Source organism: uncultured Maribacter sp., from assembly GCF_963975365.1.
GTDB lineage: Bacteria > Bacteroidota > Bacteroidia > Flavobacteriales > Flavobacteriaceae > Maribacter.
This window is the reverse complement of record NZ_CAXBGF010000008.1, coordinates 18,081-32,553: the sequence shown is the minus strand read 5'-3', so window position 1 is coordinate 32,553 and position 14,473 is coordinate 18,081. Positions and strand designations below refer to the sequence as shown.

General features: G+C 35.0%; 16 protein-coding genes. 2 read left to right on the top strand and 14 right to left on the bottom strand.

Annotated features, from left to right (window positions below):
• Positions 1-87: 87 nt before the first annotated feature.
• Entirely contained in the window at positions 88-1,332 is a 1,245-nt protein-coding gene (locus AACZ49_RS10705) for a site-specific integrase (protein ID WP_339654443.1), read from the top strand.
• A gap of 17 nt (positions 1,333-1,349) precedes the next feature.
• On the opposite strand, the gene AACZ49_RS10700 is transcribed toward AACZ49_RS10705, so the two are convergent.
• Together AACZ49_RS10700 and AACZ49_RS10695 are read right to left on the bottom strand one after the other, a co-directional pair.
• Positions 1,350-2,009, bottom strand: a complete 660-nt coding sequence (locus tag AACZ49_RS10700; RefSeq protein WP_339654440.1) for a hypothetical protein — start codon at positions 2,007-2,009, stop codon at positions 1,350-1,352.
• Entirely contained in the window at positions 2,009-2,425 is a 417-nt protein-coding gene (locus tag AACZ49_RS10695; protein WP_339654438.1) for a BfmA/BtgA family mobilization protein, read from the bottom strand. Before AACZ49_RS10695 ends, AACZ49_RS10700 begins: the two co-directional genes overlap by 1 nt.
• Before the next feature lie 984 nt (positions 2,426-3,409).
• Between AACZ49_RS10695 and AACZ49_RS10690 the strand changes: the two genes are divergently transcribed.
• Complete coding sequence (locus AACZ49_RS10690) at positions 3,410-4,096, top strand: sulfite exporter TauE/SafE family protein (protein ID WP_339654435.1); 687 nt, start codon at positions 3,410-3,412, stop codon at positions 4,094-4,096.
• Here the strand turns inward: AACZ49_RS10690 and AACZ49_RS10685 are convergent.
• Genes AACZ49_RS10685 through AACZ49_RS10630 form a run of 12 tightly spaced genes read right to left on the bottom strand, consistent with a single transcriptional unit; the run spans position 4,079 to position 14,364 of the window.
• Positions 4,079-5,179: a hypothetical protein gene (locus AACZ49_RS10685; protein WP_339654433.1), complete on the bottom strand. Its 1,101-nt coding sequence runs from the start codon at positions 5,177-5,179 to the stop codon at positions 4,079-4,081. The genes AACZ49_RS10690 and AACZ49_RS10685 overlap by 18 nt on opposite strands.
• A 3-nt stretch (positions 5,180-5,182) precedes the next feature.
• Complete coding sequence (gene hypE / locus AACZ49_RS10680; RefSeq protein ID WP_339654432.1) at positions 5,183-6,241, bottom strand: hydrogenase expression/formation protein HypE; 1,059 nt, start codon at positions 6,239-6,241, stop codon at positions 5,183-5,185.
• A gap of 21 nt (positions 6,242-6,262) precedes the next feature.
• Positions 6,263-7,357 (bottom strand): hydrogenase formation protein HypD, encoded by a 1,095-nt coding sequence (gene hypD / locus AACZ49_RS10675; RefSeq protein WP_339654429.1) that lies wholly within the window; start codon positions 7,355-7,357, stop codon positions 6,263-6,265.
• A gap of 9 nt (positions 7,358-7,366) precedes the next feature.
• Complete coding sequence (locus AACZ49_RS10670; protein WP_339654427.1) at positions 7,367-7,636, bottom strand: HypC/HybG/HupF family hydrogenase formation chaperone; 270 nt, start codon at positions 7,634-7,636, stop codon at positions 7,367-7,369.
• A 13-nt stretch (positions 7,637-7,649) separates the two neighbouring features.
• Positions 7,650-9,911: a carbamoyltransferase HypF gene (gene hypF, locus AACZ49_RS10665; protein ID WP_339654424.1), complete on the bottom strand. Its 2,262-nt coding sequence runs from the start codon at positions 9,909-9,911 to the stop codon at positions 7,650-7,652.
• A 4-nt stretch (positions 9,912-9,915) separates the two neighbouring features.
• Positions 9,916-10,617, bottom strand: coding sequence for a hydrogenase nickel incorporation protein HypB (gene hypB, locus AACZ49_RS10660; protein WP_339654422.1), 702 nt, complete (start codon positions 10,615-10,617; stop codon positions 9,916-9,918).
• 2 nt (positions 10,618-10,619) lie between these two features.
• Positions 10,620-11,486, bottom strand: a complete 867-nt coding sequence (locus tag AACZ49_RS10655) for a hypothetical protein (protein WP_339654420.1) — start codon at positions 11,484-11,486, stop codon at positions 10,620-10,622.
• A gap of 3 nt (positions 11,487-11,489) precedes the next feature.
• Positions 11,490-11,837, bottom strand: coding sequence for a hydrogenase maturation nickel metallochaperone HypA (locus AACZ49_RS10650; RefSeq protein ID WP_339654418.1), 348 nt, complete (start codon positions 11,835-11,837; stop codon positions 11,490-11,492).
• 2 nt (positions 11,838-11,839) lie between these two features.
• Positions 11,840-13,327 (bottom strand): hypothetical protein, encoded by a 1,488-nt coding sequence (locus AACZ49_RS10645; protein ID WP_339654415.1) that lies wholly within the window; start codon positions 13,325-13,327, stop codon positions 11,840-11,842.
• Positions 13,302-13,568, bottom strand: coding sequence for a hypothetical protein (locus AACZ49_RS10640; protein WP_339654413.1), 267 nt, complete (start codon positions 13,566-13,568; stop codon positions 13,302-13,304). Before AACZ49_RS10640 ends, AACZ49_RS10645 begins: the two co-directional genes overlap by 26 nt.
• Positions 13,568-13,888: a hypothetical protein gene (locus tag AACZ49_RS10635; protein WP_339654410.1), complete on the bottom strand. Its 321-nt coding sequence runs from the start codon at positions 13,886-13,888 to the stop codon at positions 13,568-13,570. Before AACZ49_RS10635 ends, AACZ49_RS10640 begins: the two co-directional genes overlap by 1 nt.
• On the bottom strand, positions 13,888-14,364 hold the full coding sequence (locus AACZ49_RS10630; protein ID WP_339654407.1) for a hydrogenase maturation protease: 477 nt from the start codon (positions 14,362-14,364) through the stop codon (positions 13,888-13,890). Before AACZ49_RS10630 ends, AACZ49_RS10635 begins: the two co-directional genes overlap by 1 nt.
• Positions 14,365-14,473 lie beyond the last annotated feature (109 nt).

Genomic DNA, 14,473 nt, shown 5'->3' with positions numbered 1-14,473 from the left:
AGTCGTTAACTATTGATGTACAAGGATTTACGTGTAATTCGTATTTGTATTTTTTGTACCTTATGGTGCAGTAAAAACCACGCACCGATGAAAACTACTTTTTCAATCCTATTTTACCCAAGAGGTAATGACATCGACAAAAACGGTAATGCTCCCATTTACCTAAGAATAACGGTTAATGGAAAACGTAGCGAGTTAAGCATAAAACGAAAGGTGTTATTGAGTAGATGGAACTCTGAGGCTGGAAAGGTTCGCGGAACAACAACTGATGTTCGTGAGCTTAATAAGTATATGGACACTATTAAAGTTAAAATCTATAAGATTCAAGAAATGTTATCTGAGAATCAAGAGCTGGTCACAGCAGATATTATTAAGAATGTTTATTTAGGCAAAGGAATACATCATAAGATGCTACTCGAAATTTTCCAAAACCATAATGATAAAATAGAGCGTTTAGTAGGGAAAGAATTTGCTCCTGGAACTATAGAACGCTACAAAACAGCGAAGAAACACGTTTCGGACTATATAAATTTAGAATATAACCTTGAGGATATTCCTGTTAAAGATGTAGACCATAAATTTATATCTGGTTTAGAATATTACCTAAAAACAGAACGGAAGTGTGTACATAATACGGCTATCAAGTATGTCACTAATTTTAAAAAAATCATACGCATTGCTTTTGCTAACGATTGGATTCAAAAAGACCCATTTGCAAATTGGAAAGCTAAGCTTAAAATAGTTGAAAGAGAGTTTCTTACCGAAGAAGAGATTCAAAAGATGGTGGAAAAGGAATTACATACAGAACGTTTGGACCAAGTAAAAGACATATTTCTTTTTTCTTGCTTTACAGGACTTGCTTATGCAGATGTTAAAAAGCTTTCACGCAACGATATAGTAATTGGTATCGATGGTGATAAGTGGATTAAGATAAAACGTTCTAAAACCGATACTCGAAGTAGCATTCCACTATTACCGACTGCAATTGATATCCTAAAGAAGTATAACGACCATCCTGATGTTTCTAATAAAGGAAGATTACTTCCGGTATTAAGTAATCAAAAAATGAATGCCTATATCAAGGAAATAGCGATACTTTGTAAAATTAGAAAGAACCTTACTTTTCATTTGGCGAGACACACATTTGCCACTACAGTAACATTGTCAAACGGCGTACCTATTGAATCTGTAAGCAAAATGCTTGGTCACAAATCTTTACGAACTACACAACATTACGCTAAAATATTGGACAGAAAAGTGAGTGAAGATATGAAAGTGCTTAAGGCTAAAATGCAGGCATCAACCCAAGCAGCAGAAAGAAAGGTAAAATAGCCTTTTCAAAGAGGCATTCAATTGTCCCTATCCCCGTCGTTTCTTAGTTTTTCTACATAGCCAGAAATTGGACTCCTCATTTTAGGTGCTTTTAATTGAAAATCGTTTTTAGCAAAAATCCTTGCTATAGTTTGCCAATTGTCTGTTTTCCATTTTTTCGATTGAATAAAGGCGTGAAATTTTAGTGCTTCTATCTCTGGCCAACTATTTTGTTTAAAAAATGAAATGACTTCACTTTCATTAAAAATTAGGTCAGACTGTTTATTTAAGTTTTCTTTTGTTTTATGTTTATAAAAAGATACCAAATTTTGGCTATGTTTTGGAACGGAGTTGTCCAAATTTTGGACTAGCTGTGTACCAGAGGTTGTACCACTTTTGGGACAAGCTCTGGTCATCTTAATTTTAGAACCTATTGATGGATGATGCGATGGATAGTAGCTAAGATATCCCCAGGCATCTAAATCTCGTAAATGATTATGATACGTAGTTTTTGATTTAATCTTTGCTCGCTCCATTATGAGCTCCCGATTTATGGTTAAGGTCTCTTTGAAAAACTTTTTGTTCCATAAATAGAAGAAGGCAAGGTATAATGTGATATGACCTTGTTTAATACGTTCATCGTTATTGAATATTTCCAATATGGTATTGAGGTGAATAATGTAGTTTACACTTCTCATTATGCATCATCATTGTTATTCAAATATTTCTTTTCGCGAAAGCGAACCTCTTTCTCCAGATAAGGGTCATTTTTCTCCACCATTCGTACTTTTTTCTTTGGTTCGGCTTGTTCGAAAAGCGATTGTAGCATTGCTACTGTTGGTTTGGTTTGGTTCTTTTCGATATCTTTCATTATGGCAATCATTCCATTCATTCGTTTCTTAATGAGTAATGAAATGCGCTTTTCTAAGGTTTCCATATTTGGCCCTATTGACTCTACTGGGGAAATACTGTTTTCTTCAAAAAATTCAATCATCACTAATAATGTCATTGATTTTGAAAGTGACATTTCTTTACAAAATCCATTGAATTTTTCTGCTACTGAAGCTTTGATGCTTAGGCTCTTAAATTGTTCTTTTTCATATCCTTTATCCATTTTTCCGTGAAAAATTTATTGTTTTTATTGGGCTATGGGCGTTTTTCCGTGAAAAACAATGCTTCAATTTTTAAAACACAAAACAATCAATCGCTGTCAAGTGCTAATTTTACTGGTGTTTTGAAAAAACTGAATATCGTAACATCGCGCCAGCGTGTTACCCTCTTGCTATACAATCCCTCCATTTCATTTCGGGTTTGCAGTACTTTTTATCTAAAGCTAAAAAGCCTAAGAGTTGTTAAACTGCACCTTGCATTTTTTAAGAAAAATCTAATCAACTTTTTAAAGTATTCGTAATAAATACTGGAGACCATTGAAATTACTTAATAATGATTATGAGTATATTAGGTCAATAGTTAAGCCAATTATATATGGTTTAGATTGGTGTTAATTAATTGCCACAATGGCATTTATCTGCATACTTATTATATCTTGAGCGTTTTCCTTTTCTTTTAGCTCAAAAAGCAGGGATTTGATACGTTTTGCTATCTATTTATTAGGTAAGATTGAGATGAAAGTAGCCGATGATGATTTAATATCTACTTACTTCCCATAGCGCCATCGCCGTTACCTTTTCAGTAACCAACACTAAAATTTTGAGAGAATAAGAACTTATAAAAGTGAGTGCGCGAACGGTTATGCAGTTCGTTTCGGACAGAATTTTACAACTTTGTGAAGTGAAAGGTGTAAGTGAAATTAATTATCGGACTCTATTTCAAAGTTGATAGGGTTCTATTCAGATGTAGTTCGCTTGTTCGGCTTAATAGCGACTGAAAGTAATGATAGCTACTTTGAAATTGTGTCCAAGACTATTGTGAATGAAGCTCTTTTCCCGAAATGTAGCTTTTCGCCAAATGTAGGGAAATGTGCTGAGACGATATACTATTAATAATAAATCAAAATCAGGGACATCTTCTCGAAGAGTACGATATTTAAAATAAATTTTTAACTTACCACATATTACAAAATACCTGATTTTAAATTTTGATTACAACTTTATTTTCTGCTATACTTGCATCCATTCTCCACGTTATTTCAGGTCCTGACCATCTTGCTGCTGTTACACCACTTGCTATTTCTTCACAGAAAAAAGGATGGAAAGTAGGTCTCGTTTGGGGTTTTGGACATTTAATAGGAATGCTTCTTATAGGTGTACTGTTTTTACTATTTAAAGAGGTTATTCCTATTGAAACTATATCTGGTTATAGTGAGCAGCTTGTTGCTATTGTTTTAATTATTGTAGGTCTCTGGGCGTTCTACCGAATATTTAATGAAAAGAAAAAGTATTCCCAACCACACACACATTCTGACGGACACACACACATTCACAGCTATGAAAGTGATAGTGAACATCATTCCCATAAAAAGGAAATGAAACAGAATATTCTTTCTTCACTTAGTATAGGGTTTTTACACGGACTTGCTGGGGTAGCACATTTTATATTACTACTTCCTGTACTTGCTTTTGAAACAAAACTTGAAGGTGTTCAGTACATAATAGGATTCGCTATAGGTACAGTTTTAGCAATGACAGCTTATGCATTTATACTCGGTAATATTGCTAGATATTCTAAAAAAGCAAATGACCCAATATTCTTTAAAGGTATTCGATTTGCAGGCGGTTTATTTGCTATAGTTATTGGAATTTATTGGTTATACCTCACCTTTTAAATCACAAATAACCAATCTGTGGTTTCCTGTATCTGCAATAAATAAAGTGTCGCCTTCCGTAGTTATTGAAAATGGCCAATAGATAGCACTTTTAGTTCCGTGCATATTGCCTTTAAATTCGCTACTTGTAGTAAAATCTTTTCTGCCTATAACCGCTTTCGCGAAAGCGTTATTTTCAGTAGGTATGGTGTCAAACTTTAAAATGCGACTGTTCCCTGTGTCATTCACTAAGATGCCATCTTTATAAAAGCAAGCATCATACGTCCAATTCAGCGTATTTGCTTCTGGTGCTAGTCTAAACTGATTTTGCCCGCAGGCATCAAAATTATCTTGCCCAATAATAATATCAGCTGGTTTTGAAAGTGCGTCTTCTTTAGAATTCCAAAGAAGCACGCGATAAAACTGCGTATCGGCAACTGCCATTTGACCTTTACTATTTATTTTAATGGAATAGGGCCAAATAGGGTCGTCGTTATTATAATCTCGCGTCGTGGATGCAGGTTTCCCTATTACTTCATCTGCAGAAGCATAATTTTCTTTTGGAATATTTTTATAAACAAGTATGCGTCTATTTCCTGTATCTGCAATCCAGAGGCTTTTCCCATCAGAAAATAAGCCGTATGGCCAATTAAGTGTTTGAGCAGTTGGGTCACTTCCTATCCCTTTTACATTCGGTAAATTGGTATCAAAATTAGGCTGCCCTAAAACAACATCTGCTGGTTGTGCATTTGATGTAGGTATAGAATGCCATATAAGTACTCTGTGATTCCAAGCATCTGCAACAATTAGGGTTTCGCCATCGCTCCATAAACCAGAAGGATATTGCAGCGTACTAGCGTTTACATCGCCTCCTGAATTTCTTCCACTATCTTCAACTTCTAGTTGACCTAAAATAACATCAGGTTCTTGAAATTCTGTTGTTGGGATTGTATGCCAAATAAAGACACGATTCTGTCCTGTGTCTGAAACAAAAAGCATTTCTTTTGCTACAAAAACGCCTCTAGGTGCTAGAAATGGTTTTTGTTCTGAACCTCTAAAAATACGTCCATTAATGACTTGGTCGCCTAGTGTTTTAAAATCCATAGGCTAGCAGATTCTTGGTAACTGTTCTCCTGGTAACATACTTACCACACGCTTTCCACCTATGGCACTTTCCATAATCACTTGTTTGGGATGCTCTTCCGTAACAGTTCCAATAATTTTTGCATTTGCGCCATTTTCATCTTTATGTAGTGCTTCCAGAAAATCATCTACAATAGATACATCTACAAAAGCAATAAACAATCCTTCATTTGCCACATATATTGGGTCTAAACCTAATAATTCACAGGCACTAGCTACTTGATTATCAATAGGCAAATCTCTTTGTGCCATATCTATTCCTAAATTAATAGACTGTGCGGTTTCTTTGAGTACGGTTGCAATACCACCTCGTGTTGGGTCTGTGAGTAAGTGTATGTGTTCTCCAAAGCTATCTAGCAGACTACTTATGGTATGATTGAGGTTAATGGTATCACTTAAAATTTCAGAATCAAATTCAAGCCCTTCTCTAACAGACATAATAGCCATACCGTGAGATGCGATATTACCACTCACAATAACTTTATCACCTGCTTTTATATTTTTTGCTGAAATATTAGCTTTAGAATGAATGCTCCCAACTCCTGAAGTATTGATAAATATCTTATCGCCTTTTCCTTTTTCAACCACTTTCGTATCTCCCGTTACCACGTGAACGCCCGCTTCTTCACAAGCACTTTTTATAGCAATTAAAATGTCCCAAAACTCAGAAACTTTAAGTCCTTCCTCAATAATAAAACTAAGAGATAAATACTTTGGAATTGCCCCACACATAGCAAGGTCATTAACAGTACCGTTTACAGCTAATTCTCCAATATTTCCACCTGGAAAGAAGATAGGTGAGACTAGAAAACTATCTGTAGAGAAAGCCATCTTGCCTTCTAGTTGAAAGATTGCACCATCGTGACGTTCATCTAAGATAGGATTACTGAGTACATCAAAAACACCACTATCTAATAATTTGTTGGTAAGTACACCACCGCTTCCGTGACCAAGGGTAATTACGTCAAAGTCCAATTTAGGCATTGGGCATTGCAATTGCATTCGTATTTTTTTATCTGTCATTAAATAATTTAGATTTTAAGGCTATGCTTCTACCAGTCCAGAGAAATGATAGTATGCTGCACAAGCACCTTCGCTACTTACCATAGGTGCTCCTAATGGGTTTGTAGGCTTACATTTTTTGCCAAACTGTGAACATTCAAAAGGTTTCTTTAAGCCTTTCATAATTTGACCAGAAATACAATCTGGATTTTCTGGTGCTTCAGGTATTTCAATTTTAAATTTCCGCTTAGCATCAAAGTCAGCATATTCAGGACGTACTTGATAACCGCTATCTGGAATTTCTCCGATACCTCTCCATACTTGGTTTTTTATTTCAAATATCTGATGAATCATTTTCTGAGCTTCAGGATTTCCTTCTTCTTTAACGATTCTTGCATATTGATTTTCAACTTGCGCTTCGTTAGCTTCTAACTGTCTCACTACCATTAGGATTCCTTGTAATACATCTAACGGCTCAAAGCCAGTGACTACAATAGGTACTTCATAAGTTTTTGATAGTGGATGATATTCTGAGTTACCCATAATAGTACAGACGTGACCAGCTGCTAAAAAACCGTCTATCTTACTTTCTTCATCATCAATTACTGCTTTAATCACGGGAGGCACTAAAACGTGAGACGTGAGTATAGAATAGTTCTTTAATTCTTTACGATGTGCGTGAATTACTGATAGTGCATTTGCTGGCGCTGTGGTTTCAAAGCCTACTGCAAAAAATACGACCTCTTTCTCTGGATTGTCTTCGGCGATTCTCACTGCTTCTAATGGCGAATATAAAATGCGGATATCTGCACCTTCTGCTTTAGCTTCGAGTAAGTTTTTCTTAGAACCCGGAACACGAAGCATATCGCCAAAAGAGCATAAAATGACATTTTCCTCTAGCGCTAGATGAATCGCTTTGTCTATAATATTTAATGGTGTTACACAAACAGGACAACCTGGACCGTGAATCATTGTTACCGTCTTAGGCAACATCTCAATAATTCCGTTTTTTACTAGACTGTGTGTTTGTCCTCCACAAACCTCCATTATAGACCAAGGTTGTGTGACTGTCTTTTTTATTTCTTCAAGATATTTTTTTGCGAGTTCTGGGTCTCGATATTCTGACATATACTTCATAGCAAACTCTTATTTAGGTAAATATTCGTCTACATCTGTGAGTTCGCCTATTTCTCCTAATTCTTCGAGATATTTAAAAGTTTTATGCGCTTCTTCTTCATTTACTTTGCTAATGGCTACACCTACGTGTACTAAAACGTAGTCATCTACATCTGCATCTGGTAACATTTCTAAGCTGGCTTCTTTAGTAATCCCGCCAAAAGAAACTGTTGCCATCCGTACCGCACCACCATATTGTAATTCAATACTCTTTATTTTTCCTGGGATTGCTAAACACATATTCTAACTGGTATTAATTCTTAATATTCTGAAAATACATAAGCTGTCCAAACGAAATATTTTCATCATTTGCAGACAATTTACGATTAAATTTTAACTTTATTTTACTATTTAAACACAATCGAGCAAGTACCTGAATGAGAACACTATTTTGAAAAACACCTCCACTACAAGCTATCGTATGTGTGTTATGCTTTCGCGAAAGCGTAATAATACTTTTTGCAAGTGTGTAAATGAAACTGTATGCCAATCGCTCCTTGCAAAAGCCTTCATTATATGCTTTAAAAAGCTCATTTATGATTTGCTTTGATGGGATAGTGTCATAGGATACATTGTGTAAAAAATCTATGTAATAACTCTTTGAGTAGGTCTTGGCACAATTTTCAAGCAACATAGCCGCCTCTGCTTCAAAAGTGTTTGAGTCTTTTATGTCTAAAGCTGAAGCCACTGCATCGAACAATCTTCCCATCGATGATGTTTTTAAAACATTATTATCTAACATTTTTGTATAAATCTTCCATTCAGTGTCAGAGAACTTATCTGATATATCTCTCCTGTTTTCATTATTTAGCAGACTCAATAAAGCAATTCGTGGCTCTTTTGCCATCTTATCATTTGTTAACCAATCGTAGTATTCAAAATGACTAATGCGCTCCATTGTGTGATTTTCATAAATAAAAAACTCACCACCCCAAATAGCATTATCATCTCCATAACCAGTGCCATCCCAAACTACTCCTAATATTCGCTCTTCACTTTCAAAAAGTTGATGCTCTCCTAATACACTGGCGAAATGCGCTTTATGATGCTGAATTTTAAAAATTTGAGTATTGTACTCTTTTGCTATTGTCTCGCCAGCAATACTGCTTTGATAGGTGGGATGCGCATCTACAAGAACAGTTTTAGGACTACAACTAAAGACTCCTAACTGTTTTCCTATAGTATTTTTGTAGCGCTCTAGCACATCATAATTATCTAAATTTCCAAAATACTGACTCACATAAATATGCGTATTCGGCACTAAAGAAAAAGCGCTTTTTAAGTGTGCACCCATTGCCAAAACACCTGATTCCATTTTACTTCTTGGCATCAAATAGTTTGGCGCTAAACCACGTGAACGTCTTATAAAATGTTGCTTCCCATCTATTATTTTTACCACAGAATCATCTTGAGGAAAATGAATAGGCAAATTGTGATGAAGAAAATAGTGAGCAATTGTTTTTAAATGCTCTTGAGCAATTTCGTTTTCTGAAATTATTGGAGAACCGTGAATATTTCCACTAGTGCATACTATCGGTTTTTTAATGATATACATTAATAATTCCAAGAGCGAAGAGGAAGGTAAAAGTACACCTGTCTGGTTTAAACCTGGTGCAATAGTATGTGCTGCAATTTGCGTGTTCTTTGTATTCTCTAGTATTAATATAGGTGCAATGCTACTTGTGAGCAACTCTTTTTCTTGTTCTGATACTTCAAATTCTTTCTTTACAGTATCAATGCTATCGTACAATACCGCAAATGGCTTGTTAGGTCGTTTCTTTTTTTTACGTAGTTCTGCAATTGCCGATGGATTTGTAGCGTCACAACATAAGAGATAACCATTTGTGTTTTTTATAGCGACAATGTGTCCTTCTAGAATTAGTGCTGCCGTTTTCTCAACTATTTGATTTTTACTAACATTAAGTGTTTTCCCTTTACTATCAATGAGCTGTAATTGTATACCACAGTCAGAACAACTATTAGTTTGTGAATGAAACCTACGATTAGATGGGTCTGTATATTCGTTCTTGCACGCGGGACACATTTCAAAACCAGCAAGTGATGTATGCGCTCTTTCAAAAGGAAATTTTGTAGTAATAGCATATCTCGGGCCACAATTTACACAGGTAGTAAAAGGATATCCATAGCGCCTATTCTCTTTGTCTTTGACTTCCTTTTTACACGTCTCGCAAACCGCAAAATCAGGTGTTAAAGGTATATTTATAGATTGCTCTTTTTCTGAAGGAACAATGCTAAATTCTTTGAAATTCTCTTTTGTGGTTTTCTCTAGTTGGTAGGAGCTTATAACTGAAACAGGAGGTGGGCTTTCCAGGAGTGTTCTTAAAAAAGTATTTGCTCTTTCTTCGGTTGTATGGACTCTGATAATAACACCACTTCCATTGTTAGAAACGCTACCAACGAGCCCTTGTTCTCGAGCTAAATTAAATACAAAAGGACGAAATCCAACTCCTTGAACCCGTCCTTTTATTTGTATTTTAAATGTATGCTCTTGCAATCTTTTAGGCTTCTTTTTTAGCGTTTACTTTCTCTACTAACCAGTCACACCACGCATCAATACCTTCTCCACTCGTAGATGATATTTGTAGTACCTCTAACTCGTGATTTACTTCACGAGCATCCTTAGTTACTGCTTCTACAGAAAATGGAACATATGGCAATAAGTCTGCTTTTGAAACTAGCATCATATCACTGGTCAAAAACATTCTAGGATACTTCCTTGGTTTATCATCTCCTTCTGTAGTTGCCATAAGCGTAACACGATAGTCTTCTCCAAGGTCGAACGAAGCTGGACATACAAGATTGCCTACGTTTTCAATAAATAATAAATCAATATCATCTAGTTTGTATTCTGGTAATACCTGATGAATCATTTGAGCTTCAAGATGGCAAATTCCTCCAGTAACTATCTGCAAAGCTTGTATTCCTGTTTCTCTAATACGCTCTGCATCACGTTCGGTTTCTAAGTCACCCACCATTACAGCCATTTTGAGTTTGTCTTTAAGGCGTCTTGCTGTTTCTTGCATTAAAGTGGTCTTTCCGCTTCCAGCAGAAGATGTAATGTTTACCAAAAGTGTTTTAGATTTTACCATTTCTTGCTTAATGATATCTGCTACAAAATCATTAGCCTTTAATAGATTAATATTTGTGTTTTCACACTGTACGGTACCGCGAGCGGCTTTTGTTGATTTTTCTATACTCATAGTTATATTAATTTTTTTTGAGGTGTTTCTTTTAAAAAGTGATTATATGCAATTGTTAGTGCAAGTACGAATAAGCAAGCTACTACACCTATTCCTACATTATAATAAGTCTCTGCAGAGAGTGAAATACGGATTAGAATGGTTGCTAAAACAAATGCAGAATATCTAAATATGCGATAGTAATTAAGTGTGTATCGCAAGGCGATTAAAACGATAATTATATCACTAAAAATAAGAACAGTATAAAAGGTCTGAAACGAATGCAGGTAACTTCCTGTAGAAAATAATATTCTTAAATCATTAACTCCTACAGCAGCAAAAGCGACTAAAAGCAACAGTGCTAATAGTTTTTTTAGACGAATAAACTGTGTTTGGTCTTGTTCTGTGGATGTTAATTTATAGCGTTTTTGGAGTGACCCTGTAAAACTAATGAGAGCAAAAATGATGATTGCTCCAAAACCATATACTACCATAGGTATCAAAGAATCTTTCATTACACTCCATTCAAAATTAATTCCGATATGGCTGAACTCTTTAAAGCCATCCCTTAGAAAAATAAGTGAAAGCAACTCAAATTGTTTACTTACTGATTTAGCAACAGACTGAGGCAGTATAAAGATGAGTCCAAATAATTCAACGATTAAAAGTAGGGTAAACACAATCTCAATAGAAAAAAAAGGATTTTCAAATTTCTCTTGATAGTATCCTAAGTTAATATAGTCTGAAATCACTAAAACGCTTAATAACGAACAAACAATAAATACAGTAACAAGAACATAACTGGTAGCATAAAGACTGTTTTTACTTTCGTAAAAGTCTCTACTCCAATTAAAAATTGGTTCTGCATATGTCAGTGTTTTTTTAAGCATTTTTTAATCATCAAATTCTACTTTGTGAATTAGCATCTCTTCGCCTTGAATCACATTTTTACTGGGCTTCTCACACTTTTCACATATAAAGCGATAGTTCTTTACATCTGTTATATGATTACAACTTTCACATTGTATTTTTAGTTCTACCATCTCAATATGTAATTTTGAGTGATGATACTTGGGATTAGTCATATGAGAGGCTTCATAGGCATTTAGTAAAAGACGCGGTTCTATGTTAGAGAGGATACCCACTTTCACATAAATACCCGTCAATTTATTCAGCTTTTCTTCTTCAAACTCTTGTTCAAGGGTTCTAAATATTCCGTTGACTATTGAGGTTTCGTGCATCGTTAGTTTAAAATTGTTTTTAGGTTTTTAAGTTGGTTTAAATGCTGATTTGCTTGCGCTATTAAATTTTCATCATTAACAATCTTAGCAATAGATGTTGCTTTTTCAACCATTTGATTGTATTTCTTACGTTCAGAAGCTTCATCTTCATTATGCATTAACCAATATAATTCTAGCTGATTTAATAAAGTTAATGCTCTTTCAAAAGGATATTTTTTTTCGGTTCTAACAGTAAGTGCGTCTTCAAATAAACCAAAGGCTTTATCTAGATTGTTATGTAATTTGGCTTCAGGGAAATTCATCAAAGCTGTGGCATAATTGTGACTAGCCATTGCGTTTTCATAAGGATAGGCTTCCTTAGTATAAAAAGCTAATACCTCTTTAAATGAAGAAGCACAGAAGGCAGTCCAAATAGGTTTTTCTTCTGGCGACACAGGAATCTCTGAATAAATCAGCGCTAGATTATGATGTACATCTGCAAACTTCTGAGGATGTGTATCACGTTTAAACACTTTTAAAGTATCCTGAAATGCATTAATAGCAGGCTTGTAATATTGCGGGCTTCCATTTTTAGACCAGGTATATAATAATGTTGCTTTACGTAACCCTGCTTCTCCAAGAAATTCTTGAATATCTACTTCTTTAAAATATAAAATTGCTTTGTTGATATAATTTTTTGAAGCTATAAAATCCTCTTGAAAATTTGCGATTTCAGAAGCGTCTATTAATAACAAACCTGCATTTACTTTGAGTTCTTTTTCTTCATAAAAAGCAATACTTGCTTGCTGTAACTCTTGTACTTCTAGAAGCGCATTTTTGTCATAGGGCATTTTAATTTGCGCCATTAGCGCTGTAGACAGTAGAGTTCGCATTGCATTTTGAGCATCTGTAGAGATTGCTTTGGGCATTGCTATGCGTATCACTTTTTCAGCTTCATCATAAGCCTTTATGTCTAACAGAAAATTTACAAAATGTTTTATGGTAAATACGCGATACTCGTCATTAGGCGCACTGGCTATGGCTTCTGCATAACTCGCCTTCAATCTGTCACTATCTTTTTCTATTTGTCCTGCGCCGTATTGTTGTACAATACATCCATTATGTTGAGATTCCGCTTTCGCGAAAGCGTACATATCTTCATTAATGTCATAACCAAATTGCAAATGCGTAGCAATGAGTAAATGATTATAAAATGAGTTTTCTTGAGAAACAAACTCAAATGCTTTTTGATGGTTTCCTAATTTATAGAAAATCATCGCTAATAGGTTCTCTTGTGTAAACTCTAGTTCAGGAAAGAGATAGGGTGGCTCCGTATCATCCCAATCTAAATGTGAAGTAATTGAAGTATCTGTAACAACGATTATTTTATGGGTATTAGATAATTGGGTTTCGTCTTGCTCAACGGTCACAAGTTCGCTCAATCTCTCAATAGTCGCTATTGCTGCCAGTATTGCATCGTTTTTATTAGTTGTTGTTAAAATTGTAAGCACTTTTATCTACTTTTTGCGTTCCTCTTATATCTTTTGCTGCAGTCTTTTGCATATTACGTGCATAAATTTCAGCTAATTGTTTTGACCTGTAATCACCTATTTTTCTAACTAATAATTGATTTGGGTCTGTGGTATTTACAAATACCAATGATACTTCCCAACGCCCTTTGATTTCTTCAATTTTAGTACGCACTTCTGCATCTAATAACCAAGCATCTTTTGGGTCGTTTCTTCCTGCCATCACATTGATATTTTAATGAGGTTTGTTTTTTCTACAATCTCATATTCTAAATCTCTATCAGTTGTATCTAAATCATTGTCGATTAAAATTTCTCTAATCGCTAGGGTTCTATCTCCTTTGAGATTCCTTGACTTGAGTAAAAACTGAGTAGGTTCGTGCATTTTCACAAACCACTGGCTACTCACAGGTGTAATCAACATTTTTTTTTGTTCTGGCACATAGGTTACATAGGCATAATGAATGGTTTCAAAAATACGCTCAACAATAGCAGCGTTTAAATACACGTGCGATGATTTGAGTATAACCTTATCTTCTTCCATTATACATTAACAAACTTAATATCTTCTAAAATATGTTGTACCACTTTGTCACCCGCTTTTTTTACTGCGTCACTGATTTCAGTTTCTAGTTTTGTATTTTCTACCGCGATAAGATACACCTGTATGTCCTCTGGATATTCATCACCAAGTATTTTTTTTGCATAAGACAATGCTTGGTCCCACTTCATACCGTGTAAGAAAACCATAGGGTCGTCTTGAGGTGTTCTCAAAACCTCTTCGGCAGGAACTTTAAATAATGTTCCTACAGGTTCGTTAGTATTAATAACAGCATCTACCATTAAAATTTTAGAATGGCCTTTTAAGCCAAATAACACTTCAAAAGCAGCCGTTCCCATATCAAAAATGCTGATATCATCATTCTGACCTATAATTTTCTGTAACTTCTCAATTACGTACATTCCTATACCATCATCGCTTCGTACTGGGTTTCCGAAACCCATTATTGCTGTTTTCATTTTATATTCTTTTTTACACTTTACCGCTTTCGCGAAAGCGTAATTTGTTTTAAAAATTGCTGTTAAATAAAAACTTCCTCAAAACAAAGTCCTGAGAAAGTTTTCAATA